The 22,878-nt window shown below is 72.4% G+C and carries 22 protein-coding genes and 1 pseudogene; 10 read left to right on the top strand and 13 right to left on the bottom strand.

Annotated elements, in window-relative coordinates; translation table 11 throughout:
* Position 1 precedes the first annotated feature (1 nt).
* The 3 genes from ABZ887_RS24110 (at position 2) to ABZ887_RS24120 (ending at position 3,135) form a co-directional block, all read left to right on the top strand.
* Positions 2–1,411: an MFS transporter gene (locus ABZ887_RS24110; RefSeq protein ID WP_361292725.1), complete on the top strand. Its 1,410-nt coding sequence runs from the start codon at positions 2–4 to the stop codon at positions 1,409–1,411.
* Positions 1,411–1,929: a flavin reductase family protein gene (locus ABZ887_RS24115; protein WP_361292727.1), complete on the top strand. Its 519-nt coding sequence runs from the start codon at positions 1,411–1,413 to the stop codon at positions 1,927–1,929. Before ABZ887_RS24110 ends, ABZ887_RS24115 begins: the two co-directional genes overlap by 1 nt.
* A 177-nt stretch (positions 1,930–2,106) precedes the next feature.
* A complete protein-coding gene (locus tag ABZ887_RS24120) occupies positions 2,107–3,135 on the top strand; it encodes a sulfotransferase (RefSeq protein ID WP_361292729.1) in 1,029 nt (342 codons plus the stop codon).
* Here ABZ887_RS24120 and ABZ887_RS24125 read toward each other — a convergent pair.
* The 4 genes from ABZ887_RS24125 to ABZ887_RS24140 all read right to left on the bottom strand — a co-directional run bounded on the left by ABZ887_RS24125 (position 3,132) and on the right by ABZ887_RS24140 (position 5,304).
* Positions 3,132–3,515, bottom strand: a complete 384-nt coding sequence (locus tag ABZ887_RS24125) for an NUDIX domain-containing protein (RefSeq protein WP_361292731.1) — start codon at positions 3,513–3,515, stop codon at positions 3,132–3,134. The genes ABZ887_RS24120 and ABZ887_RS24125 overlap by 4 nt on opposite strands.
* Before the next feature lie 90 nt (positions 3,516–3,605).
* Positions 3,606–4,238: a DUF1345 domain-containing protein gene (locus ABZ887_RS24130; RefSeq protein WP_361292733.1), complete on the bottom strand. Its 633-nt coding sequence runs from the start codon at positions 4,236–4,238 to the stop codon at positions 3,606–3,608.
* A gap of 84 nt (positions 4,239–4,322) precedes the next feature.
* On the bottom strand, positions 4,323–4,727 hold the full coding sequence (locus ABZ887_RS24135; protein WP_361292735.1) for a MazG-like family protein: 405 nt from the start codon (positions 4,725–4,727) through the stop codon (positions 4,323–4,325).
* Positions 4,728–4,758: 31 nt separating this feature from the next.
* Positions 4,759–5,304 carry a DoxX family membrane protein gene (locus ABZ887_RS24140; protein ID WP_361292980.1) on the bottom strand — a complete coding sequence of 182 codons (546 nt, stop codon included), beginning with the start codon at positions 5,302–5,304 and terminating at the stop codon, positions 4,759–4,761.
* 133 nt (positions 5,305–5,437) lie between these two features.
* Here ABZ887_RS24140 and ABZ887_RS24145 point away from each other — a divergent pair, with 133 nt between their 5' ends.
* The gene (locus ABZ887_RS24145; protein WP_361292737.1) at positions 5,438–5,764 is read left to right on the top strand and encodes a nuclear transport factor 2 family protein; all 327 of its coding nucleotides are present in this window, start codon (positions 5,438–5,440) and stop codon (positions 5,762–5,764) included.
* Positions 5,765–5,856: 92 nt separating this feature from the next.
* On the top strand, positions 5,857–6,888 hold the full coding sequence (locus tag ABZ887_RS24150; protein WP_361292739.1) for an aldo/keto reductase: 1,032 nt from the start codon (positions 5,857–5,859) through the stop codon (positions 6,886–6,888).
* Between the two features lie 193 nt (positions 6,889–7,081).
* Here ABZ887_RS24150 and ABZ887_RS24155 read toward each other — a convergent pair.
* Together ABZ887_RS24155 and ABZ887_RS24160 are read right to left on the bottom strand one after the other, a co-directional pair.
* A pseudogene (locus tag ABZ887_RS24155) lies at positions 7,082–7,756 on the bottom strand (ABC transporter ATP-binding protein); the annotation flags it as partial.
* 91 nt (positions 7,757–7,847) lie between these two features.
* Positions 7,848–9,314, bottom strand: a complete 1,467-nt coding sequence (locus tag ABZ887_RS24160; RefSeq protein ID WP_361292741.1) for an ABC transporter permease — start codon at positions 9,312–9,314, stop codon at positions 7,848–7,850.
* A 200-nt stretch (positions 9,315–9,514) separates the two neighbouring features.
* Here ABZ887_RS24160 and ABZ887_RS24165 point away from each other — a divergent pair, with 200 nt between their 5' ends.
* The gene (locus ABZ887_RS24165; RefSeq protein ID WP_361292743.1) at positions 9,515–10,780 is read left to right on the top strand and encodes a serine hydrolase; all 1,266 of its coding nucleotides are present in this window, start codon (positions 9,515–9,517) and stop codon (positions 10,778–10,780) included.
* Positions 10,781–11,027: 247 nt separating this feature from the next.
* On the opposite strand, the gene ABZ887_RS24170 is transcribed toward ABZ887_RS24165, so the two are convergent.
* Together ABZ887_RS24170 and ABZ887_RS24175 are read right to left on the bottom strand one after the other, a co-directional pair.
* On the bottom strand, positions 11,028–11,786 hold the full coding sequence (locus ABZ887_RS24170) for an SDR family oxidoreductase (RefSeq protein WP_361292745.1): 759 nt from the start codon (positions 11,784–11,786) through the stop codon (positions 11,028–11,030).
* A 119-nt stretch (positions 11,787–11,905) separates the two neighbouring features.
* Positions 11,906–12,904, bottom strand: coding sequence for a Gfo/Idh/MocA family oxidoreductase (locus ABZ887_RS24175; RefSeq protein WP_361292747.1), 999 nt, complete (start codon positions 12,902–12,904; stop codon positions 11,906–11,908).
* A 208-nt stretch (positions 12,905–13,112) separates the two neighbouring features.
* Here ABZ887_RS24175 and ABZ887_RS24180 point away from each other — a divergent pair, with 208 nt between their 5' ends.
* The 4 genes from ABZ887_RS24180 (at position 13,113) to ABZ887_RS24195 (ending at position 17,385) form a co-directional block, all read left to right on the top strand.
* On the top strand, positions 13,113–14,447 hold the full coding sequence (locus ABZ887_RS24180) for a multidrug effflux MFS transporter (RefSeq protein WP_361292749.1): 1,335 nt from the start codon (positions 13,113–13,115) through the stop codon (positions 14,445–14,447).
* A complete protein-coding gene (locus ABZ887_RS24185; protein ID WP_361292751.1) occupies positions 14,384–15,580 on the top strand; it encodes a serine hydrolase domain-containing protein in 1,197 nt (398 codons plus the stop codon). Before ABZ887_RS24180 ends, ABZ887_RS24185 begins: the two co-directional genes overlap by 64 nt.
* On the top strand, positions 15,577–16,572 hold the full coding sequence (locus ABZ887_RS24190) for a small ribosomal subunit Rsm22 family protein (protein ID WP_361292753.1): 996 nt from the start codon (positions 15,577–15,579) through the stop codon (positions 16,570–16,572). The genes ABZ887_RS24185 and ABZ887_RS24190 overlap by 4 nt, the downstream gene beginning before the upstream one ends.
* A gap of 81 nt (positions 16,573–16,653) precedes the next feature.
* A complete protein-coding gene (locus ABZ887_RS24195) occupies positions 16,654–17,385 on the top strand; it encodes a bifunctional DNA primase/polymerase (RefSeq protein ID WP_361292755.1) in 732 nt (243 codons plus the stop codon).
* A gap of 150 nt (positions 17,386–17,535) precedes the next feature.
* Here ABZ887_RS24195 and ABZ887_RS24200 read toward each other — a convergent pair whose 3' ends face one another.
* From ABZ887_RS24200 to ABZ887_RS24220, 5 genes are all read right to left on the bottom strand, one after another.
* The gene (locus ABZ887_RS24200; RefSeq protein WP_361292757.1) at positions 17,536–18,561 is read right to left on the bottom strand and encodes a hypothetical protein; all 1,026 of its coding nucleotides are present in this window, start codon (positions 18,559–18,561) and stop codon (positions 17,536–17,538) included.
* On the bottom strand, positions 18,485–19,393 hold the full coding sequence (gene efeU / locus ABZ887_RS24205; protein WP_361292759.1) for an iron uptake transporter permease EfeU: 909 nt from the start codon (positions 19,391–19,393) through the stop codon (positions 18,485–18,487). The genes ABZ887_RS24200 and efeU overlap by 77 nt, the downstream gene beginning before the upstream one ends.
* 3 nt (positions 19,394–19,396) lie before the next feature.
* Positions 19,397–20,659 (bottom strand): iron uptake transporter deferrochelatase/peroxidase subunit, encoded by a 1,263-nt coding sequence (efeB, locus tag ABZ887_RS24210; protein ID WP_361292761.1) that lies wholly within the window; start codon positions 20,657–20,659, stop codon positions 19,397–19,399.
* A 10-nt stretch (positions 20,660–20,669) separates the two neighbouring features.
* The gene (efeO, locus tag ABZ887_RS24215) at positions 20,670–21,803 is read right to left on the bottom strand and encodes an iron uptake system protein EfeO (protein WP_361292763.1); all 1,134 of its coding nucleotides are present in this window, start codon (positions 21,801–21,803) and stop codon (positions 20,670–20,672) included.
* 162 nt (positions 21,804–21,965) lie between these two features.
* Positions 21,966–22,784: a heme ABC transporter ATP-binding protein gene (locus ABZ887_RS24220; RefSeq protein ID WP_361292765.1), complete on the bottom strand. Its 819-nt coding sequence runs from the start codon at positions 22,782–22,784 to the stop codon at positions 21,966–21,968.
* Between the last annotated feature and the right edge of the window lie 94 nt (positions 22,785–22,878).

Consider the following 22,878-nt stretch of genomic DNA (forward strand, 5'->3'; position numbering starts at 1 on the left):
GATGACCGCAGGGAGCGGGCGGCGCGACTGGCTCGCCCTCGCCGGCATCTGCGCGGGCCTCTTCATGCTGCTGCTGGACAGCACCGTCACCTCGGTCGCCCTGCCCGCGCTGATCAGCGGCCTGCACACCACCGAGACCCTCGCGATCTGGGTCAACAGCGGCTACCTCATCGCCTGTGCCGTCCCCCTGGTCGTCGCGGGCCGGCTGGGCGACCGCCACGGCCACCGGCGCGTCCTCCTCCTCGGCCTCGCCGCCTTCACGCTCGGCTCGCTGCTGTGCGCGCTCGCCCCCACTGCCGGGGCCCTCATCGCCTGGCGGGTCCTCCAGGGCATCGGCGCCGCGCTCATGACCCCGCAGTGCCTCACCCTCATCAGAGCCCTGTTCCGGCCGCCCCGCCTCGCCGTCGCGCTCGGCGTGTGGGGTGCGGTCGGCGGGGCCGCGGTGGCCGCCGGCCCGCTGCTCGGCGGCCTGCTCGTCGCCGCCGGCGGCTGGCCCGCGGTGTTCTGGGTCAACGTGCCCGTGGGCCTCGCGACGATGGCGGCCGTGACCGCGTTCGTCCCCGCCCTGCCCCGGCAGGGGGCCGTCATCCCCGTCTGGGCGGTCTGCGCGAACGCGGCCGGTGCCGGGGCGCTCGTCCTCGGCGTCCAGGGCACCGACGCGGCCCGCGCCGACGTGTGGGGCGTCCCGCGCTGGCTCCTCGCCGCCCTCGGCGCGCTGCTCGTCACGGCCGTGGTCCGGCTCCAACGCCGTTCAGGGCGGCGGGCGTTGGTCCCCGTCACCGTCCTGCGCAGCCGGGGCTTCGTCACCGCGGCCTGGGGCGCCGGCGCGGCCTCCTTCTGCTCCGGCTCGGCGATGATCCCGCTGATGCTCTACCTCCAGCGGGAGCGCGGGCTCGCCCCCGGCACGGCGGCGCTCACCCTCGTACCGATGGGCGTGGTGTGCGTGCTCGGCGCCCCGCTCTCGGCCCGCCTCAACAACGGCATCGGCCCCCGTGCCGTGGCCGTCACCGGCTCCGCCGCCCTCGTCCTCTCCGTCGGCGCCTCGGCGGCACTGGTCGCCACGGACGCGCCGATCCCCGTCCTGACCGCCGCCTTCGCGGTGTACGGGGTGGCCAACTCGTTCGTCTGGTCGCCCTTCTCCATCGCCGCCGTGACCACGGTCGCCCCGGACGAGGTCGGAGCGGCCTCGGGAACCTTCAACGCCGTGAAACAACTCGGCGCGGTCCTGGGCAGCGCGGTCTGCGCCGTCCTGCTGACCGGGTTCGGCTACGCCACCACCCTCGCCGCGCTCGCCGCCGTCGGCCTGCTCACCCTCCTCGCCGCCACCCTCCTCCGAACCGACCAGCACCCCGGGGCGGGACCTCCCGGGGCCGGCACCGCCACCCCGCACCTACCCACAGGAGTCGCCTGATGAAGACCGAACCCCCGATGACGACCCCGGCAGGCTTCACCTCGGACCCCGGCGACATACAGGGGGCGTTCTCCGCGTTCCCGTCCGGCGTCGCCGCCCTCTCCGCACGCGTCCACGGCGAACCGACCGTCATGATCGTCTCGTCGTTCGCCGTCGGCGTCTCCCACCGCCCGCCCATGGTCTCCTTCGCCGTCCAGCACACCTCGACCACCTGGCCGACCCTCGCGGACGCCCGGACCATCGGCGTCTCCGTCCTCGGCGAGGACCACAGCGGCAAGGCCCGCCAGCTCGCCTCCCGCAGCAAGGCGGGCCGCCTCGTCGGCCTCGGCACACTGGAGACGGCATCGGGCGCCATCCTCCTGGAGGGCGCCCCGGTCTGGCTGGAGTGCACCGTCGAACACACCTACCCGGCCGGCGACCACGACATCATCGTGCTGCGCGTCCTCGCCCTGATGACGGACGACGACCGCAGCCCGGTGGTGTGGCACCGGCGGGAACTGAAGATGCTGGCGGGGTGAGACGGGCGACGGACAGCAGGCAGGACCGGACGAGGCACCGGGCGAGCCCCGCCGTCCTGGGCCGCGGCGAACCGGCCCCCCCGCACCACCGACGCCGTGACGTCCGGACTGGCAGAGTGGGACGGCACACACGGTGAACGGGTCCCCGGGGACCGGCGGACCATGCGGAGGGTGACCATGCGTTCCTTGACCTTCGTCATCGGTACGGGACGCAGCGGCTCGACCGCGCTGTCGGGCATCCTCAACGCCCATCCGGACGTACTGAGCCTCAACGAGTTCATGGCCTCGGTGGGCGACGCCGCCTTTCCGGAAGGGAGGGTGACCGGCGCGCAGTTCTGGCAGACCCTCGTCCAGCCCGCCCCGCACTTCGAGCGGATGATCCGCAGCGGTCTGCCGCTGCCGGAGTTCCTCTACACCCGCCGCCCCGGCAGATACACGGCGGAGACCACAGGCATCCCCGCGCTCTCCCTGATGGTGCTGCCCCACCTCTCGGACGAGCCGGACGGCCTTCTCGACGAACTGGGCGCAGCGGTGGCCCGGTGGCCCGAGCGGACCGCCGCCGAGCATCACCGGGCACTGTTCGACCTGCTGTGCGCGCGGTTCGGACGGACCGCCGTCGTGGAGCGGTCCGGCTACTCGACCGGCTGGGCGCCGGGGCTGCGGGCCGCGTTCCCGCATGCGAGGTTCGTGCACATGTTCCGGGACGGACCGGACTGCGCCCTGTCCATGAGCCGCCATCCCGGTTACCGCACGATCTCCCTGCTGCGCGAGATCAAGGCACGCGCCGGTGTCGACAGCTTCGCCGACCTGACCGAGGAACACGTGCGCGCCCTGCCCGCGGACCTGGCTCCGCTGCTCGGCGAACGCTTCGATCCCGCCCTCGTACGCGACCGGGACATCCCCCTGCGGACCTTCGGCACCCTGTGGTCCGAACTCGTCACCGAAGGCACCCGGTTCCTTGCCCGGCTGCCCGCCGACCGGCGCAGCACGCTCTCCTACGAGAACCTGCTCGACCGTCCTGCCGAAGAGCTGACGCGCCTGGCCGAGTTCATCGGCGTCGCCCCACTGCCGCACTGGCTGCACACCGCGTCCGCGCTGCTCGACCACAGCCGACGCGGTTCCGCCCGCAGACTGCCGGTGGCCGAACTCGCCGAACTGAGCGAGAGCTGCGCGCCGGGCACCCGCGTTCTGGAGGCGGTCCGCTAGACGGGTGTATGGCCCTTCAGGTAGACACGTACGGGTTCGGGGAGCCCGGCGTCGAGGGCTTCCGGGATCGGGGTCCAGCGGAGTTGTTCCGGGGGGAGCCGTGTCTCCGTGTCGGACGGGGTCTCGGTCAGCAGCTGGCACACCACGAACGAGCGTGGGTCCGACGGATCCGTACCCGCCGGTCCCAGCGGCGTCGAACCGTCGACGAGATAGCCGGTGAGTTCGTACACCACGCGCGCCGCGGCGGCCGTCGCCGACTCGGCTGGTTCAGGAGCACCCGAGGGCAGTTCCCAGTGGTTGTGCGCGTTCACCATCAGCAGGCGTCCGTCGTACACGACGACCGCGTCCACCGTGTTCCCGGCGGTCTGCTCCGACGCCATGGCCCACCCGTCCCTTCCCGCTTCGGCCGACGGCCCGGTCGGCCGCGTCAGCCCGGTCCATCCTTTCCTGCCCGGACCCGCCCGACACCGTCAGCCGGTGACGATTCCCACGACGAGGTTGATGGCGGTGGCGAGGATGCCGGTGCCGAAGACGTAGGAGAGCAGTGTGTGCCGGAGTACGATCGCGCGGATCGTCGAGCTCGAGACGTCGGTGTCGGAGACCTGGTAGGTCATGCCGAGGTTGTAACTGAAGTAGAAGAAGTCCCGGTACGCCGGCGGGGCGTCCGAGTTGAAGTCGATGCCGTCCGCGGACTCGTAGTACACGTAGGCGTAGCGGGCGGCGTACATCAGGTGCAGCGCCGCCCAGGCCGTGAAGACGCCGCACAGGGCGGTCGCGGCCGCGGCATGGCCGGGGTCGGGCTTGCCGCGCACGAGCAGCAGGACGATGGCGGCGAGTCCGCACAGCGCCGCCGCGACCACCACGAGTTCGTCGGTCACCGGCCGGAAGTCCTCGCGCCGCGCATTGCGGTGGGTGGCGGTGGCATCCATCGGCCACAGCGCCGCCCAGCCCGCCACGACGAAGCAGAGTTCCGTGGTGGCGATCGCGGCCAGCGCCCCCAGTGCTCCGTCGACGGCCACCGCGACGGCCGTGCCGACCACGGCTCCGGCGACCGCCGCGCCGGTGAGGCGGGGCACCGCATCCAGCGGCAACGGGATCTTCATGCGTCGTCACGGTAGTCCCGCCTGCGTGTCCACGCCTCCGCTCGCTCCACGGCTGCCGCGAGTCGCCGGGGCCGGGGAGGAGGGTCAGAGTGTCCTGTCGATGTGGCCGGGTGCGGCGGGTGCGGATCCGTCCGGAAGGTGAGTCGTCGTCGATGAACCCAGCGACCGCGCCGTCACCCTCGCCAGATGTCCCCCGAACACCCCCGCCGCGTCCGGCGTCAGCGTCCGCAGCGCCACCAGTGCCGTGATCACCACGTCGCACAGCTCCCCCTGTACGTCCTCCCAGGTGTGGGTGACGCCCTTGCGGGGGTTCTGGCCGGTCGCCCCGATCACCGCCTGGGCGACCTCGCCGACCTCCTCCGTGAGTTTGAGCATGCGCAGGACGAGGCCGGTGTCGCCGCCGTGCGTACGGTTGGCGTCCAGCCAGGTCCAGAGGTCGTCGATGGCGGCCCACAGGTCGGCCGTGGGCGGTGTCCGCTGTTCCGTCATGGCCCGTAGCCTGCCCCACCCGCACAGACGGCTACCCCTCGAAGAGCGCCCCCTGCTCGCCCTCCTCGGCCCGCCGCACCCGCCGGTTCCGCGCGCCGATCACCACCGCCGTCACCGCCGCCGTCACGCCCAGCGCCGCCGGGACCATCCAGCCCCGGTCGAAGACGTGCCCGAACGCGTGGTCCAGGGAGAGCCGGCCGGGGCCCGCGACGGCCAGACCCGAGGCGGTCAGGCCCAGGGTCGCCGCGTACTCGTACCCGCCCCCCTGGGCGAAGAAGCCGTTCGGCATGTGCAGGGCGGTCGCGCCCGCCATCGCCCCGGCCGCCGCGGCCCCCGCCGCCGGGGTCGCCAGGCCCAGCGCCAGCAGCGTCCCGCCGCCCGCCTCCGCCAGCCCCGCCGCCAGCGCGCTCTGCCTCCCGGGCACGTACCCGACCGACTCCATGAACCGGCCCGTGCCCTCGATCCCGCCCCCGCCGAACCAGCCGAACAGCTTCTGCGCGCCGTGCGCCGCCAGCACCCCGCCGGTGCCCAGCCGGAGCAGCAGCAGGCCCACGTCACGTCGGTCGTAGCAGGTCACGGGTGCTCCCATCGGCGGCAGCGGATCACGGGTCTCCACCGTCGCACCCGGCACACCCGGTCGGCCCGTCCGCGCGGCCGTTCGGGTGGCGGGCGGGTGGCGGGCCGCCGGGACCGATGTGACGCTGACTGACATGACGATCAAGACAGCCAAGCTCAGCGACCCCGCCGTCCGGGCCTTCGTCACCGCCGTCAACGCCAGCGACCGTGACAGCTTCCGCAGCATCCTCACCGAGGACGCGACCATGGCCGACGACGGCTCCGACCGGAACCTCGACGACTGGATCGACCGGGAGATCTTCTCCTCCAACGGCCACCTGGACGTCGACAACGAGTCCAACGGCGGCCGCTCCCTGCTCGCCCACTACCGCAACGACACCTGGGGCGAGATGGTCACCCGCTGGGACTTCACGGTCGAGGACGACGGCCGCATCTCCCGCTTCGAGACCGGGCAGGCGTAGCGCGAGGGCGGCGCGAGGGCAGCGGGCCCGGTAAGTGCCTTGCCTTGGTGTGCACTTCAACTCCTAGCGTCTCGGTCATGGAAACCGAAAGCATGGAAACCGAAAGCACGGGAACCGAAAGCACGGGAACCGAAAGCACGGGAACCGACAGCACCACCAGGACCCTGGGACGTTCCGGCATCCGCGTCAGCGCGCTCGGCTTCGGCTGCTGGGCCATCGGAGGCGAGTGGCAGGACGCCACCGGGCAGCCGCTCGGCTGGGGCAAGGTCGACGACGAGGAGTCCGTACGGGCGGTCCACCGCGCCCTCGACCTGGGCGTGACGTTCTTCGACACCGCCGACACCTACGGCGCCGGCCACAGCGAGCGCGTCCTCGGCCGGGCCCTCGGCAAGCGGCGCGACGACGTGGTCGTCGCCACCAAGTGGGGCAACGTCTTCGACGAGGGGAGCCGTACGCTCACCGGCAGTGACGACTCCCCGGCCCACGTCCGCCGCGCCCTCACCGCCTCCCTGCGGCGTCTCGGCACCGACCACGTGGACCTCTACCAGTTCCACCTCTCCGACGCCGACCCGGTCCGTGCCGCCGAACTCCGCGACGTCTGCGAGGAGTTGGTCGCCGAGGGGCTGATCCGGGCCTACGGCTGGAGCACCGACGACCCGGCCCGCGCCGCCGTCTTCGCCGAGGGGCCGCACTGCACGGCCGTGCAGCACACCCTCAACGTGCTGCAGGACGCTCCGCAACTCGTCGCGCTGGCCGAGGAGTCGGGGCTCGCCGCCATCAACCGCAGCCCGCTCGCCATGGGGTTGCTCGGCGGGCGGCGGGCAGGCGCCGCCGACGGCGACATCCGCAGCAGGCCGCCGGCCTGGCTGCCCGGGTTCGGGGACGGCGCCGGGGCCGACCCCGAGTGGGTCGAGCGGATCGAGGCCCTGCGGGAGATCCTCACCAGCGGCGGACGGACCCTCGCCCAGGGCGCCCTCGGCTGGATCTGGGCCCGCAGCCCGCGCACGGTCCCGATCCCGGGCTTCCGGTCCGTCGCCCAGGCCGAGCAGAACGCCGGCGCGATCGCGAAGGGGCCGCTCACCGCCGAGCAGATGGCCGAGATCGACCGTCTCCTCGGGCGGTGAGCGGCCCCGGCCGCCCGCTGATCGCGGTCAGCAGCCCTGACCGCAGCCCTGACCGTGGTCAGTAACCCTGACCGCCCCCGTACTGCTGCTGCACGTACGGCTGCTGGTCGTAGCCCTGCTGCGGACCGCCGTGCGCCGCCGCCTGCTGCCGGCCGTCACCGGCCGCCGCCTGCTGCGCGTACCGCTGTCCGCCGCCCTGCTCGGTGAGGGTGATCTGGCCGGCCTTGATGGTGGCCAGGCGCGGGGCACGGCGCGCGATGGAGGAGTCGTGGGTGACCATGATGAACGTCAGCCCGTACTCGTGCCACAGGCCCTCCAGCAGGGCCATGATGTCGTCGCGGGTGCCCTCGTCGAGGTTGCCGGTCGGCTCGTCGGCGAGGAGCACCTTCGGCTTCTTCACCAGCGCGCGGGCGATCGCGACGCGCTGCTGCTGGCCGCCGGACAGCTCGGAGGGGGCGTGCGTGAGGCGCTCGCCCAGGCCCACCGAGCGCAGGGCCTCCGCCGCCCGCTCGCGACGGTCCGCCGGCTTGATGCCGAGCGGGACGAGGGCCGTCTCGACGTTCTCCTGGGCGGTGAGCGTCGGGATGAGGTTGAACGACTGGAAGATGATGCCGATCTTCTCGGCGCGCAGCCGGGTCAGCTTGGTCTCGCTGACCCGGGCGAGGTCGACGTCGTCCAGCATGACGCTGCCCTCGGTCGGGCGGTCCAGGCCGCCGATCATCTGGAGCAGGGTCGACTTGCCACCGCCGGTCGGGCCCTGGATGACGAGCTGGTCGCCGTCCTCGATGGTCAGGTCGACGCCGCGCAGCGCCTCGACCGTCTCCTTGCCCCGCGTGTAGCGCTTGGTGACTCCGGTGAGTCTGTACATGGGTTCTCCACTGGGTGCTGTAAGGGGTGGGGGCGCCGCCTCCCGGGGGGAGTGGAAGCGGCGCCCCGGCTTGGAGGGAGGGGCGGGGGAGTTACGCGACGCTGCGCAGGGCGTCGGCCGGGCGCATCCGGGAGGCGCGCCAGCCGCCCATCGCGCCGGCGATCAGACCGCCGGTGACCGCGAGGCCGACCGCGAGGGCGATGGTGGTGAGGGAGACGGGCGCGGACAGCGCGATCTCCAGGGTGTTCTGGGAGGCCTGCTGGCCGGGACCGCCGCCGCCCGGGCCGCCGCCCGCGCCGCCGGTGCTGCCCACCTGGGCGGTGAGCTTCGGGCTGATCGCGGTGACCGCGTAGGCCGCGCCGACGCCGAGGGCGATGCCGAGGGCGCCGCCGATCAGGCCGTTGACCATGGACTCGCCGACCACCTGCCGGGTCACGTTGCGCGAGGGCCAGCCGAGCGCCTTCAGGGTGCCGAACTCACGCACCCGGCGGGACACCGCGGACGAGGTCAGCAGGGCCGCCACCAGGAAGGCCGCGACCAGCACCGCGATGGACAGCCACTTGCCGACGCTGGTCGCCAGGCTGGAGGCGGTGGAGAGGGAACCGGAGACGGTGGACGCCAGGTCGGCGGAGGTGGTGACCGTCGTACCCGAGATGTTGGCGGTGATCGCCTTCTTCACGGCGGAGATCTGCTTGGAGTCGGTCGCCTTGACGTAGATCGTGGTGACCTGGTTCTTGGCGTCGCCGAGGGTCTGGGCGACCTTCAGCGGGACGAACACGTCGGTGTCGGACTCGCTGCTGTCCGGGGTCGCGATGCCGATGACCGTGAACTTGGTGCTGGAGATCTTGAAGGTCGAGCCGACCTTGTACTTCTTCTCCTTGGCGTACGACTTGCTGACCACCGCGACCTTCGAGCTGGTCTGCGCGGAGGTGAAGGTCTTGCCCGAGGTGACCTTCATGGTGGAGAGGGGGCCGAGGCCCTGGTGGGCCACGTCGACGCCGACCACGGAGTAGCTGTTGACGTTGAAGTTGGCGCCGCCGCCCTGGACCTGCGGCGCACCGCCCGAGCTGCTGCTGCCGCTGCCGCCCGGCTGGCCCTGGCCGCTGGTGCTACTGCTGCTGCCGCTGGTGGAGGACTTCGCCTTGCCCTGGGTGAAGGAGCCGTCGACCTTGGTGACGTTCAGGGAGAGCGCTCCGACCGCGCTCTCCACGCCCGTCTGGTCGGCGACCTTGGTGACCAGGGAGGACTTCAGGGCCTGACCGCCCTGAGTCTGCACCCGGTCCGAACTCTGCGTGGAGCTGCTGCTGGACTTGGCGTCGAACTTGAAGTTCGGGCCGCCGGAGCTGCCCGAGGTCGGCGCGGTACGGGCCTTGGTGACCGTCATGTCGGTACCGAGGCCGTAGAGCGACTTGAGGACCTTGTCCTGCGCCTGAGTCATGCCGGCCGACACCGAGTTGACCGTGATGACCAGCGCGATACCGAGCGCCAGACCCAGAGCGATGACCAGGGCCGCCTTCTTTCTGCGGCCAAGCTCGCGCTTGAGATAGATGCCAAACATCCCGTTCCTCGAAGGTTCTTGGCGCCCGCTGTGGACGCGAGCTCAAGCTAGGGAGAAACCTTTGAGCAGCCCTGGGTAAAACATGTGTCAGAGCTGAGAAACGGCGAGGTCTTAGCAAACTTTCATAAGACAGCAAATTCCTGGGCGGGCGAGGGGATACTGCCAGGTAGCTCCTGTGGCCTGCGGTGTACGGTCCCGGGATGCGCGATTCCTCTCGGCTGACCCGGCGTGCCGCCCTCGGACTGACGGCCGCCGCTCTTCCCCTGTCCGCGGCGGCCTCCGCCTCGGCCGCCACCGCTTCGGCCACCGCGTCGGCCGCTGCTTCGGCCGCCGCCACGGCTGCCGTCGTCATAGGCGGCGAGCGGCTGGCCCGCGGCGGCATACAGGTGCGCGGTGCCACGGGCCTGCCCAAGAAGATCACCGCCCGCGCCTGGCTGATCGCCGACTGCGACAGCGGAGAGGTGCTCGCCTCGTACAACGCGCACCGGCGGCTGGCGCCCGCCTCCACCCTGAAGATGCTGTTCGCGGACACCGTGCTGAAGAAGTTCGAGCGGACCGAGCGCTACAAGGTCAAGGACTCCGACATCTCCGACGTCCCGGCCGGCTCCAGCCTGGTCGGCATCAAGCCCGGCCTCACCTACACCGTCGAGCAGCTGTGGCAGGGCGTCTTCCTGCGCTCCGGCAACGACGCCGTGCACGTGCTCTCCCACATGAACGGCGGGATCGCGAGGACCGTCGCCGAGATGCAGGCGAAGGCGGCCGACCTGCAGGCCCTCGACACCCATGTGGTCAGCCCCGACGGCTTCGACCACAAGGGCCAGCTCTCCTCGGCCTACGACCTGACCCTCTTCGCCCGGCACGGGCTGAAGGACGACGACTTCCGCGGCTACTGCGGCACGCGGACCGCGAACTTCCCGGCGGGCGGCAAGAAGACCTTCCAGATCCAGAACACCGACCGTCTGCTCACCGGAGCCTGGGGGCTCGACGTCTACAAGGGCCTGTTCGGCGTGAAGAACGGCTACACCAGTCACGCCGGCAACACCTTCACCGGTGGTGCCACCCGGGGCGGGCGCACTCTCCTGGTCACCGTGATGCACCCGGACCCCGGCACCAACGCCGTGTACGAGCAGACCGCCGCGCTGCTCGACTGGGGCTTCGGGAAGGGGAGTTCGGCGCAGTCGGTGGGCCTGCTGGTGGATCCGCTGAGCGAGGGCGGGGCGAGCGCGAGTCCGTCGCCGTCGAAGGGCAAGGGGGCCGCGGGGGCGGCCGGTTCGGAGGCTGCGGCCGGTTCCGGGTCCTCCGGGCTGTCGCCGTGGCCGCTCGCGGGGGGTGCGGCCGGAGCGCTCGCGCTGCTGGGCGCGGGGACGTGGGCGCTGCGCCGACGGCGGCGGGCGACCGGTGCGACCACTGGTGCGGCGGCCGATGCCGCGGCCGGTCCCGACTCGGGTGACACCGCGGCCGGCTGACGTCACGCGGCAGCCGCCCCACCCACCGGTGCGTACCCGCGGTCCCATGCGGGTCCACCCCCACCCCGGTCCGGTGGAACGGCTGCCGCCTCCCCCCTCGGTGTGGCCGGCGGTCTGCGGAATGCCAGAGCCCCAACTGTGAAGTTCTGGTGGAGGAGAGTCGAGCATAGGCCCGTTACCGGGCGCAATACCGCGGAAGTCTGAATTCCGGTTGTGCAGGTTGTGGATTGTCCGACTGAACGGCGGTTCAGCCCCGGCCCACGTACGGCATCGCCGTCGCCAGCACCGTCGCGAACTGCACGTTCGCCGCCAACGGCAGCTCGGCCATGTGCCGCACGGTCCGCGCCACGTCGGCCACGTCCATCACGGGTTCCGGGGCGATCTCCCCGTTCGCCTGCAATGCGCCGGTCTGCATCCGGGCCGTCATGTCCGTCGCCGCGTTGCCGATGTCGATCTGCCCGACCGCGATGCCGTACGGCCGCCCGTCGAGGGACAGGGACTTGGTCAGTCCCGTGAGCGCGTGTTTGGTCGCGGTGTAGGCGACGGAGTGCGGGCGGGGCGTGTGCGCCGAGACGGACCCGTTGTTGATGATCCGCCCGCCCTGCGGCTCCTGCTCCTTCATCTGCCGGAACGCCGCCTGCGCGCACAGGAACGCCCCGTTGAGGTTGGTGTCCACGACGTGCCGCCACGCCTCGTACGGCAGGTCCTCCACGGCCACCCCGCCGGGCCCGGACGTCCCCGCGTTGTTGAACAGCAGGTCCACCCGGCCGAACCGGTCCACGGCCGCCGCGAACAGCGCGGTCACGTCGCCGGGTTGTGAGACGTCGGTCCGTACGGCGAGCGCGGCGCCCTCGGGCACCAGCGCCGCCGTCTCGTCCAGCGTCGCGGGGCGCCGGCCGGCCAGCGCCACCGACCAGCCGGCCCGCAGCAGTTCCGTGGCCACGGCCCGGCCGATGCCGGAGCCGGCGCCGGTGACCACGGCGGTCTTTGGTTGTTTGGTGTCCATGGGCTCGCAGCGTAGGCGCTCCGCTGGGGAGGGCCGGGTTGCGTCCCGTTGTCGGTCGGGTGCGGGCCGGTGGGGGCTGGTCGCGCAGTTCCCCGCGCCCCTTACGGGGCGCGGTGCTCTCAGAGTTCGTTCGGGTAGTGCACGCCGATCTGCTCTCGTAGGGCGTCCAGGGTGCGCATGACCGCGAGGGTGCCGGCGAGGGGGACGAGGGGGGATTCGGTCTCGCCGGCCCGCAGGGCGCGCATGACCTCGCGGGCCTCGTGGCGGAGTGTGTTGCGCGGTCCGTCGGCCGGGTCCAGGGAGAACTCCTGCGGGGTGAGGCCGTCGCGGTGCAGCACGAAGCGTTCGGGGTTGAAGAAGCCGTCCGGGATGTCGATGCGGCCGCGTGAACCGGTGACCGAGGCGGTGGTGCCGGTGCCGCCGACGATGGAGCAGTGCACCGATGCGAGAGCGCCGCTCTCCCAGGAGAGCAGTGCACCCGTCTGGAGATCGACGCCCTCGTCCGAGAGCACCGCTCGCGCCGACAGCCCGTCCGGCTCGCCGAGCAGCAGGTGGGCGAACGACACCGGGTACACCCCCAGGTCGAGCAGCGCGCCCCCGGCCAGCGCCGGGTCCCGCAGCCGGTGCGCCGGCGGGAACGGGCCCTCCAGGCCGAAGTCCGCCTGCACCGTCCGCACCTCGCCGATCGCCCCGTCCGCGACCAGTGCCGTCAGCCGCCGCACCAGCGGGTTGCAGTACATCCACATCGCCTCCATCAGGAAGCGGTCGTGCTCCTTCGCCAGCGCGACGAGTTCCCCGGCCTCACGGCTGTTGACCGTGAACGCCTTCTCGCACAGCACGTTGCGCCCGGCCTCCAGGCACAGCCCCGCGGCCGCCCGGTGCGCCGAGTGCGGAGTGGCGACGTACACGATGTCGACGTCCTCGTCCCGGGCCAGCGACTCCCAGTCGCCGTACGCACGCCCGATGCCGAACCGCTCCGCGAACCCCGCCGCCGACTCCGCGGACCGCGAGGCCACCGCCACGATCTCCGCGTCGGGCAGGTCCACCAGATCCGCCGCGAACGAGGCCGCGATCCCGCCCGTCGCCAGGATCCCCCACCGCACGCTCTGCTCACCCATCCCGGCCGCCCGCCCTCGCTCGTGTGTTTCCCGGCAGTCTGTACGAGCTGAGAGCATATGCGGGGGCCATCGAGTAGCGCCCCCGAAGGGGCGCGGGGCTGCATCTGATGTGCGGCTCCGCCGCGTGGGCGCGACCAGCCACAACGGCGCCGCAGCCGACAGGCGGCGCACCACGAGACCTGCGAGATCTCACGAAGACGGGGGACACATGCCCGAGCAGCCGGCGCCGCCGACACCGGACGCCCAGGACACCGCCGTACCCGCCGTACCCGCACCGCACGGCCCCGCCGTCGGTGCAGGTCCCGCCGCCCGCCGTACCGGCTTCCTGCTGGTCCTGGTCCTCGGCGGGCTCACCGCGACGCCCCCGCTGGCGATGGACATGTACCTCCCCTCCCTCCCGGAGGTCACCCGCTCCCTCGGCGCCCCCGCCGCGACCGTCCAGCTCACCCTCACCGCCTGCCTCGCCGGCATGGCCCTCGGCCAGCTGGTCGTCGGCCCGATGAGCGACCGCTGGGGCCGCCGCCGCCCGCTGCTGGCCGGCCTCGCCTGCTACGTCGTCGCCACCGCCCTGTGCGCCGTCGCGCCGGACGTCGGGACCCTGGTCGCCTTCCGGCTGGTCCAGGGTCTCGCGGGCGCGGCCGGCATCGTGATCGCGCGGGCCGTCGTACGCGACCTCTACGACGGGGTCGCCATGGCCCGCTTCTTCTCCACCCTGATGCTGGTCTCCGGGGTCGCCCCGGTGGTCGCCCCGCTGATCGGCGGGCAGATCCTGCGGGTGACGGACTGGCGGGGCGTCTTCGTCGTCCTCACGGCCGTCGGAGCGCTGCTCGCGGCGCTGGTCTGGGTACGGCTCCCGGAGACCCTGCCGCCGGCCCGCCGGCACGCCGGGGGAGCGGCCGCCGCCGTCCGCGCCATGCGCACCCTCCTCGCCGACCTGCCCTTCACCGGCTACATGCTCGCCGGCGGCTTCGCCTTCGCCGCGCTCTTCGCGTATATCGCTGCCTCGCCCTTCGTCATTCAAGAAATCTATGGCGCGTCCCCGCAGACCTTCTCCCTCCTCTTCGGCCTCAACTCGGTCGGCCTGGTGATCGCCGGGCAGGTCAACGGGAAGGTGCTGGTCGGCCGGGTCAGCCTGGACAAGGTGCTGGGCGCGGGCCTGGCCGTGACCGTCCTCGCCGCGACCGCGCTGCTGCTGATGGCGAGCGGCGCCCTCGGCCCGGTCGGGCTCGCCCCGGTCGCCGCCGCCCTCTTCGTCCTGATGTCCGCGATGGGCCTCACCCTCCCCAACGCCCAGTCCCTCGCCCTGCTGCGCACCCGGCACGCCGCCGGGTCCGCGTCCGCGCTGCTCGGGACGTCCTCGTTCCTCGTCGGCGCGGTCGCCTCGCCACTGGTCGGGATCGCCGGGGAGAGAACCGCCGTGCCCATGGCGATCGTCCAACTGGCGGGGGCACTGGTGGCGCTGGCCTGCTTCGTGGGAATGTGCCGTCCCTGGGCAGCACGTGGGAACGCCCGTGCGAAGTCGAGAAAGGGGGAGGAGAGCTGAGCGCACCGAGACTGCGCGTCGACACACCGGAACGGGCCGGTCTCGACCCCGCGGAACTCAGACACCTCGTCCGCGAGGTGCGCGGCCTCACCACCGGTGAGCGGCCCTGGGCGGCCGGAGCCGTCGTGGTCGCCGGACGCGGACCCGTGATCGCCGTACAGGAGGCGGCCGGCTGGGCCGTGCGCTGCTCCGCCTACGACCCCGCGACCGACGCCGGTGTCGAACTCCTGCCCGCCGCCCGGGTCCCGACGACCGTCGGCACCCCCTTCGACCTCGCCTCCCTCACCAAGCTCTTCACCGCGGTCGCCGCCGTGCAGCAGCTGGAGCGCGGCACCCTCGGCATCGACGCCCGCGTCGGCGCCTACCTCCCCGACTTCCACGGCGCCGCCGCGCACGGCATCACCGTCCGCCAGCTCCTCACCCACACCTCCGGGCTGCGCCCCGAACTCCCGCTGTACGACTGCCCCGACGACGCGGCCCGCCTCGACCTGCTCCGCGCCGAGGCCCCCAGCAGCGCACCCGGCGCATACCGCTACTCCGACCTCAACCTGCTCCTCCTCCAGCACGTCCTGGAGCGGATCACCGGCCGCCCCCTCGACGTCCTGGTCCGCGACGGCATCACCCGTCCGCTCGGCATGACCGCCACCGACTTCGGCCCCTGCCCCGGGGCGGCGGCCACCGAGGACCAGCGGCGGCCGTGGGCCAAGGCGGACCGGGGGATGCTGCGGGGCGTCGTGCACGACGAGAACGCCTGGGCGCTGGGTGGGGTGGCCGGGCACGCCGGCCTCTTCTCCACCGCCCGGGACCTGGCGATCTTCTGCCGCGCGCTGCTCTCGGGCGGCGCGTACGGCCCCGCGCGCGTCCTCGGCCCCGACTTCGTGGACCTGCTGCTGGCCCCGCCCGGCCTGGGCTTCCTGGTGGACCAGCCGTGGTTCATGGGAGAGCTGGCGGGACACGGTGCGGCGGGCCACACCGGCTTCACCGGGACGAGCCTGGTGCTGGACCGGGCGACGGACACATTCCTGGTGCTGCTGGCCAACACCGTGCATCCGCGCCGCCGCCCCGGCGACAGCGCCCCGCGGGCGGCCGCGGCGACCCGCCTCGCCAGGGCTGTCCATACAATCGCCGGGTGAGTCACCCCACCCATCCCGTCGCCCCGGCCGACCGGCTGCGCGCCGCCCTCGCCGACCTCCTCGACGGGCTGCCCCCGAAGCAGGCCGCCGGAGCCGTCGAGCGGCTGATCGCCAACTACCGCGGGGCCACCCCGACCGACGCGCCGATCCTGCGGGACCGGGCGGACGTGGTGGCGTACGCGGCGTACCGGATGCCGGCGACCTTCGAGGCGGTACGGTCCGCGCTGGCGGCGTTCGCCGACGCGGTGCCGGAGGGCTGGGCGCCCGGGAGCCATGTGGACGTCGGCGGCGGGACGGGCGCGGCGACCTGGGCGGTGACCGACACCTGGGACGGCGTGCGGCCGGTGACGGTCCTCGACTGGGCCGAGCCGGCGCTGGCCCTCGGCCGGGAGATCGCCGCCGCGAACCCGGCCCTGCGGGACGCGAAGTGGCAGCGCTCTCGGATCGGAGCGGCGCTCACCATCGAGAGCACTGATCTCGTCACGGTGTCGTACGTCCTCAACGAGCTCGACGAGACCGGCCGTACCGCCCTCGTCGACGCCGCCGGGGCCGCCGCGCAGGCCGTCGTCATCGTCGAGGCCGGCACGCCCGCCGGCTACGCCCGGATCATCGAGGCCCGGGACCGCCTGATCGCCGCCGGCCTGCACGTCGCCGCCCCCTGCCCGCACAGCGCCGCCTGCCCGATCGTCCCCGGCACGGACTGGTGCCACTTCTCGGCCCGGGTCAGCCGCTCCTCCCTGCACCGCCAGGTCAAGGGCGGATCACTGCCCTACGAGGACGAGAAGTTCAGCTACGTGGCCGCCACCCGCTTCCCGCCCGCCCCGGCACCGGCCCGGGTGGTCCGCCGCCCCCAGATCCGCAAGGGCCAGGTCCTGCTCGACCTGTGCGAGACCGACGAACAGCTCCGCCGCACGACGGTCACCAAACGCCACGGCGACCTGTACAGGGCGGCCCGGGACGCGGACTGGGGAGACGCCTGGCCGCCGGGGTGACACAGCTCTCGTACCCCCCGCTTCATGCCCAGACAGGGCCATAAGGCATCCTGGCCGGACCACAGCGAGGCGAGGCGATAGATGAGCGCGACGTTCGGTGGCCCCAGCGGCCGGCAGGGCAGACTCTCCCGGTGGCTCCGCGGACGCCGTCCGAAGGAGGCGGCCGCCGCAGGCGACGCGGGCCGTACGGACCTGCTGCTCGCCGCCGCCGCGGCGGGCCTCCCACTGGCCCCCGCCGCGCACCCCGCGCCCGGCTACGGCTGTTCCTGCGACCGCGTCGGCTGTCCCACCCCGGCCCGGCACCCGGTGTCGTTCGCGTGGCAGACGCAGTCCACGACCGACCGCGCCCAGATCGAGCGCTGGGCCCGGCACCAGCCGCAGGCCAACTTCATCACCGCGACCGGCATGACCCACGACGTCCTGGACGTCCCCCTGGAGGCCGGCCGGCAGGCCCTGGAGCGGCTGCTCGCGAACGGCGTCGAGGTCGGCCCGGTCGCCGAGAGCGACGACGGGCGCCTGCTCTTCTTCACCCTCACCCGCGGCACCCCCGAGGACGAGGACGAGTGGTGGCCGTGCGAGCTGGACTGCCGCCCCGAGACCATGGACGAGCACCCGGGCCTGCGCTGGCACTGCCGGGGCTCCTACGTCCTCGTACCGCCCGCCCGGCTGCCCGGCGACGACGACCGCCGGGTGCACTGGGTACGCGGCCCCGAGCACGCGCTCCCCGACCCGCTGAGCCTGCTGGAGATCCTGACGGATGCGTGCGCCCGGTACGCGGGCGAGGAGGCCGACCAGGTGGGCGCCGGCTGGTAGGTGCTCTGCGGGAAGCGCAGGGTTGGGTCGTCGGTCGGCTGCGGCGGCGTGGGGGCTGGTCGCGCCCACGCGGCGGTAGCCGCATGTCGGATCCGGCCCCGCGCCCCTTTCGGGGCGCTTCACAGGGGGCGCTGTTCAGGCAGGCGCTGTTCAGGAACCCTGGGCCGAGGTCAGGCCCTGGATGCGGCCCAGTACCGAGACCTTGCCGGTGCCCGCCGGGTCCAGGGCGACCTGGTTGGAGACGAACTGCATCGTCAGCGACTGCTTGATCTCGCCCTTGGTGAGCGCCTTGACGTCCTGGTTCGGGGTCGGCACCGAGGTGCCGGTGGCCGCGGTCTGCTTGGCGTAGTAGCGGGTGGTGAAGAACACCAGCGCCCCGCCGTCGGCGGTCCGCAGCGCGAGCGGCGCATAGTCGCCGTTGGTCAGCGGCTCGTCGATGTACTGGGTGGCGAGACCCGGCTTGGTGGACTTCTCGCGGTCCGTGCGCCAGCCGCTGGTGTGCGCGCCGTCCGCGAAGACGGTGCCGCCGCTCTTCAGGTAGGTGGCGTAGTCCTGGCTCAGGTCGCCCGGGGAGGCGGCGAGTTGGGCGCTGTTCGCCGGGACGGCCTCCGCCCAGCCGTCCTTGTCGGTGGTGAACTTCGGTACGGCGTCCGGCGTGACCAGCGTCAGATACGCCACCTGGAACGGCGCGGAGAGGCTGTTGCGGGTGAAGACCAGCAGCCAGCGTTCGTCGCCGCCCTTGTTGCCGTGCGCGTTCGCGACGAACCAGCGCGGCCAGCCGGCCTTCTTCGGGATGGTGTACGTGACGTCGTCGAACTCCAGTGGCGAGTGGCCGGAGTTGCCGCCCGGGCTGTTGACGTGCCCGGCCTTCAGGCGAGCGGAGTCGATGTCGGCGAGGGCGCCGGTGGTGTAGTCCGCGTCCAGGGAGCTGTCGAAGGCCTTGTCGGCCTTGTTGTAGGCGTCCGTGAACTGCCGCAGCGCCTTGGCGGCTTCGGCGCGGGTGGTGGCGGGGAGCACCTCGCGCTCGCCGTGCACCACCACGCAGCCGCTCGCCGTCAGCGACAGGGCGGTCAGCGAGACCGCCAGGAGCGCGTTCCGATCACGCCTGCGGAGCCGGCGGCGCCGTAGCGGACCGCGATCCCTGGTCGCCAGGTGCGTCATCAGGTGCCGTGCCATCAGGTGCCTTCACCTTCCCCTTCCCGGAGCCGAACCCTACCGGGGCGAAGAAGAGTGCGAGCGTGGGGACCAGGTACAGCAGCCACACCGTGACCTGGAGCACGGTCGGGTCCGGCTGGAAGTTGAAGACGCCCTTCAGCAGCGTCCCGTACCAGCTGTCCGGCGGGATGGTGCCGCTGATGTCGAAGGCCTGGTTGGTCAGGCCCGGGATCCAGTCGGCCTCCTGGAGGTCGTGGAAGCCGTAGGCCAGCACGCCCGCCGCGACCACGACCAGCATGCCGCCGGTCCAGGTGAAGAACTTGGCGAGGTTGATCCGCAGGGCGCCCCGGTAGAACAGCCAGCCGAGGAACACCGCGGTGGCCAGGCCGAGCGCGACGCCGACCAGCGGGCGCGGGGTGCCGTCGCTGGCCGCGTGCACGGAGGCCCACACGAACAGCGCGGTCTCAAGGCCCTCCCGGCCGACGGCCAGGAAGGCGGTGGCGACCAGCGCGCCCGTGCCCATCGCGAGGGCCGCGTCCAGCTTGCCGTGCAGCTCCGCCTTCAGGTGCCGGGCGGTGCGCCGCATCCAGAACACCATCCACGTCACCAGGCCCACCGCGACGATCGACAGCGACCCGCCGAGCGCCTCCTGCGCCTGGAACGTCAGCTCCTGGGAGCCGAATTCGAGCGCGCACCCGAAGCCCATGGCGATCAGCACCGCCACCGCGATGCCGATCCAGATCGGCTTCAGGGCGTCCGTGCGGCCGGTCTTGACCAGGTAGGCGATGAGGATGCAGACGACGAGCGACGCCTCAAGGCCTTCCCGCAGCCCGATCAGGTAGTTGGAGAACACGGATCACGCCCCCTTGGAGGACTTGGAGGATTCGGAGAACAGCGTCCGGCCCCACCAGTCGTCCTTGTCCCGGACGCCGGGCGGGACCGCGAAGACCGCCGAACCCACGTGCTGGATGTACTCGTTGAGTGCGTCGGACGCCGACAGCCTGCGCTGCAGCGGGATGAACCCCTTGCGGACGTCACGCATGTAGGCCAGGAAGAACAGCCCGGCGTCGAGCCGCCCGAGCCCGTCCGTCCCGTCGGTGAAGGAGTAGCCCCGGCGCAGGATGGTGATGCCGCCGTTGGAGTCCGGGTGCGCGAGCCGCACATGGGCGTCGGGCTTCATGGCCTTCAGGAACGGCGCGTCGTGCTCCTTGGCCTTGCCGACCGGGGCGCCCTCGCCCTTGTCCCGCCCGAAGACGTCCTCCTGCTCCTGGAGCGAGGTCCGGTCCCAGGTCTCGATGTTCATCCGGATCCGGCGGGCGACGAGGTACGACCCCCCGCTCATCCACCCCGTCCCGTCCCCGTCTCCGGCCCACACGAACTTCTTCAGGCGGTCGGTCTCGGTCCCCGCGATGTTGCGGGTGCCGTCCTTGAACCCCATGAGATTGCGCGGGGTCTGGGCGTCCGGGGTCGTCGACGAGGTCTTCCCGAAGCCGAGCTGGGACCACCGGATGGCGACCTTGCCGAAGCCGATCCGGGCGAGGTTGCGGATGGCGTGCACGGCGACCTGCGGATCGTCGGCGCAGGCCTGGACGCACAGATCGCCGCCGGTACGGGACGAGTCGAGGTTGTCCCCGGGGAACCCGGGCAGGTCGACGAGCGCGGCCGGCCGCTGCCCGGCGAGCCCGAACTTCTCGAAGAAGGACGGTCCGAAGCCGATCGTCAGCGTGAGCCGGGACGGCTTGAGTCCGAGGGCCTCACCGGTGTCGTCCGGCGGCGCTTCGGCGAGCCCGCCGTACGCGCCCTCGCCGACCGCCTTGCCCGCGGTCATCCGCCGGGCCGCGGCCGTCCAGTCCTTGAGCAGCTGGACGAACTCGTCCCGGTCGTCGGTCTTCACGTCGAACGCGGCGAAGTGCAGCCGGTCCTGGACGGGCGTGGCGATCCCGGCCTGGTGGGCACCGTGGAACGGGACGGCGGCACCGGTGTCCGCGGCGACCGGGTCGACGTCGTCGCCGACCTCGGTCATCGCCACCGCGCCCCCGGCCACGGCGGCCCCGAGCGCGAGCCCGGCCCCGCCCCACCCGATCAGCGCCCGACGCGACGGATTGGCTTTCTCGCTCATTGCCCGCCCCCTACTTGACCACGGCCGCGGCGAGCTTGGACAGCGGCTCCGCGAGGGCGTTGACCGCGTCCGACAGCTCCTTGCGCTGCGCCTCGGTGACCGTGTCGTACGCGACGAAGCCGTCGGAGGTCTTGTCCGTGCGGTACTTGTCGAGGAGCGTGTCCAGCGCGGCGAACTGCTTGTCGAGTTCCGCGGTGAGGGTCGCGTCGTTCTTCTGGGCAACCGGCTTGAGCAGCTCGTACGCCTTCTGCGCGCCGTCGACGTTGGCCTTGAAGTCGCTCAGGTCGGTGTGGGAGTAACGGTCCTCCTCGCCGGTGACCTTGCCGGTGGCGACCTCGTCGAGGAGCTCCTTGGCGCCGTTGGCCATGGAGGTCGGGGTGATCTCGGCCTTGCCGACCCGCTTCTGCCAGTCCTTCAGGTCGGTGAGCAGCTCATCGGCGAGGGCCTGCTGCTCGGCGCCGGCCTTCTTGTCCACCCACAGCGCCTTCTCCAGCGCGTGCCAGCCGGTCCACTTCTGGCCCTTCTCCAGGTCGTTGACGCGGGTGTCGGTCTTGGGGTCGATGTCCCCGAACGACTCGGCGATCGGCTCGGTGGTCTCCCAGCCGACCCGGGAGGGGGCGTAGGCGTCCTTGGCGGCGTCGACGTCACCGGCCTTGATGGCGTTGACGAACGTCTCGACCTTCGGGATCGTCGCGTCGGCCTGCTCCTGCGCGTACTCGCGGTAGGCGGCGACAGCCGCGTCCAGCTTCGGGTCGCGCTTGGCGACCGTGCCGCCGGTCACGGTCAGCTTCTGCCGCACGCCGTGCCCCTTCATCCCGGGCCGGCAGGCTATTTCGTACGACCCCGCCTTCACCTCGGCGGTGAGCGTGTACTTCGTCCCCGGCCCGATGTTCTCCTTCTCGGAGACGATCCGGTCGTCCGGGAAGAGGATCTCGACCTCGGTGGCCTTGGAGCCCGTGTTCTCGATGGCGAGCGTGACGTGCCCCGCCGGGACCGACTTCGTCGACGTCTCGCACTTCGAGTCGGCGGCGGTGACCTGGATGGCGTCGTCGCCCTTGGCGTCGCTCTTCGCCGTGCAGGCCGAGAGGGCGGTCAGGGCGGCCACGGTGGCGGCGGCGGTGACGGTGAGTCGGACGGCACGCATGCAGGCTCCAAGCGGGGATGGTGTGGTGAGGCTGGCCTAACTTACCTGAGGCTTACCTCACTCATACCCGTCCGGGTGGTGATTCATCAGCCACAGAAAGATCACAGACACGGCTTGATATCGACGGCGAAAAACAAACGCCAAGGAATAGCAAAGGGAAGGTCAAGGGGAGCGCTTCGGTGCGACGACGGCAACTCCCGTCCGTGGATGCGGGAACACCTCGACCGGCTGGTCGTAGACCTCCGACAGCAACCGCTCCTCGAACACCTCGGCGGGCGGGCCGTCGGCGGCGACACGACCGGCGCACAGGATCGCGACCCGGTGCGCGTAGGCGGCGGCGAGGGCGAGGTCGTGCAGCACCACGACCACCGCGTCACCGGCGTGCGCCCTGTCCCGGCAGAGCCGCAGCACCAGTTCCTGGTGCTTGAGGTCGAGCGCGGCGGTGGGTTCGTCGAGCAGCAGCAGGGGCGCGCGCTGCGCGAGCACCCGGGCGAGGGCGACCCGGGCCCGCTCGCCGCCGCTGAGCGCGGCGAACGACCGCCCGGCGAAGGCGGTCACCTCGGTCGCCGCCATCGCCTCGGCGACGGCGCGTTCGTCCTCGCCGGGTGCGGAGCCGGTGTGCGGCGCCCGCCCCATCCGCACCACGTCCGCCACCGTGAACGGGAACGACAGCGTGGCCGACTGCGGCAGCACCGCCCGCCGGAGCGCGAGCTCCCCGGCGGACCACTCCGTGGCGGGACGGCCGAAGAGCCGGACGACTCCACCACCGACCACCACATCGCCGGCGAGCGCGGCCAACAGAGTCGACTTCCCGGCCCCGTTGGGCCCGACGAGAGCGACCACTTCCCCGGCCCGGGCAACGACATCGACACCCCCGAGAACGAACCGCCCACCGAGCCGCACACACAGCCCCTCGGCCTCAACGAGAACCTCACCGGCAACTGGGGGAGGAGGGCCGGGATTCGGACGGCGGAGTCTCATGGGCGGGGTTCTCCGATCGGTCGGCTGCGGTCGGCTCGGCACCGCCGGACGACGCCGTCGTGGCGTGGCGCCGTTGCGGCGGGAAAGAGCGAGC

Source organism: Streptomyces sp. NPDC047061 (genome assembly GCF_040643955.1).
Lineage (GTDB): Bacteria > Actinomycetota > Actinomycetes > Streptomycetales > Streptomycetaceae > Streptomyces.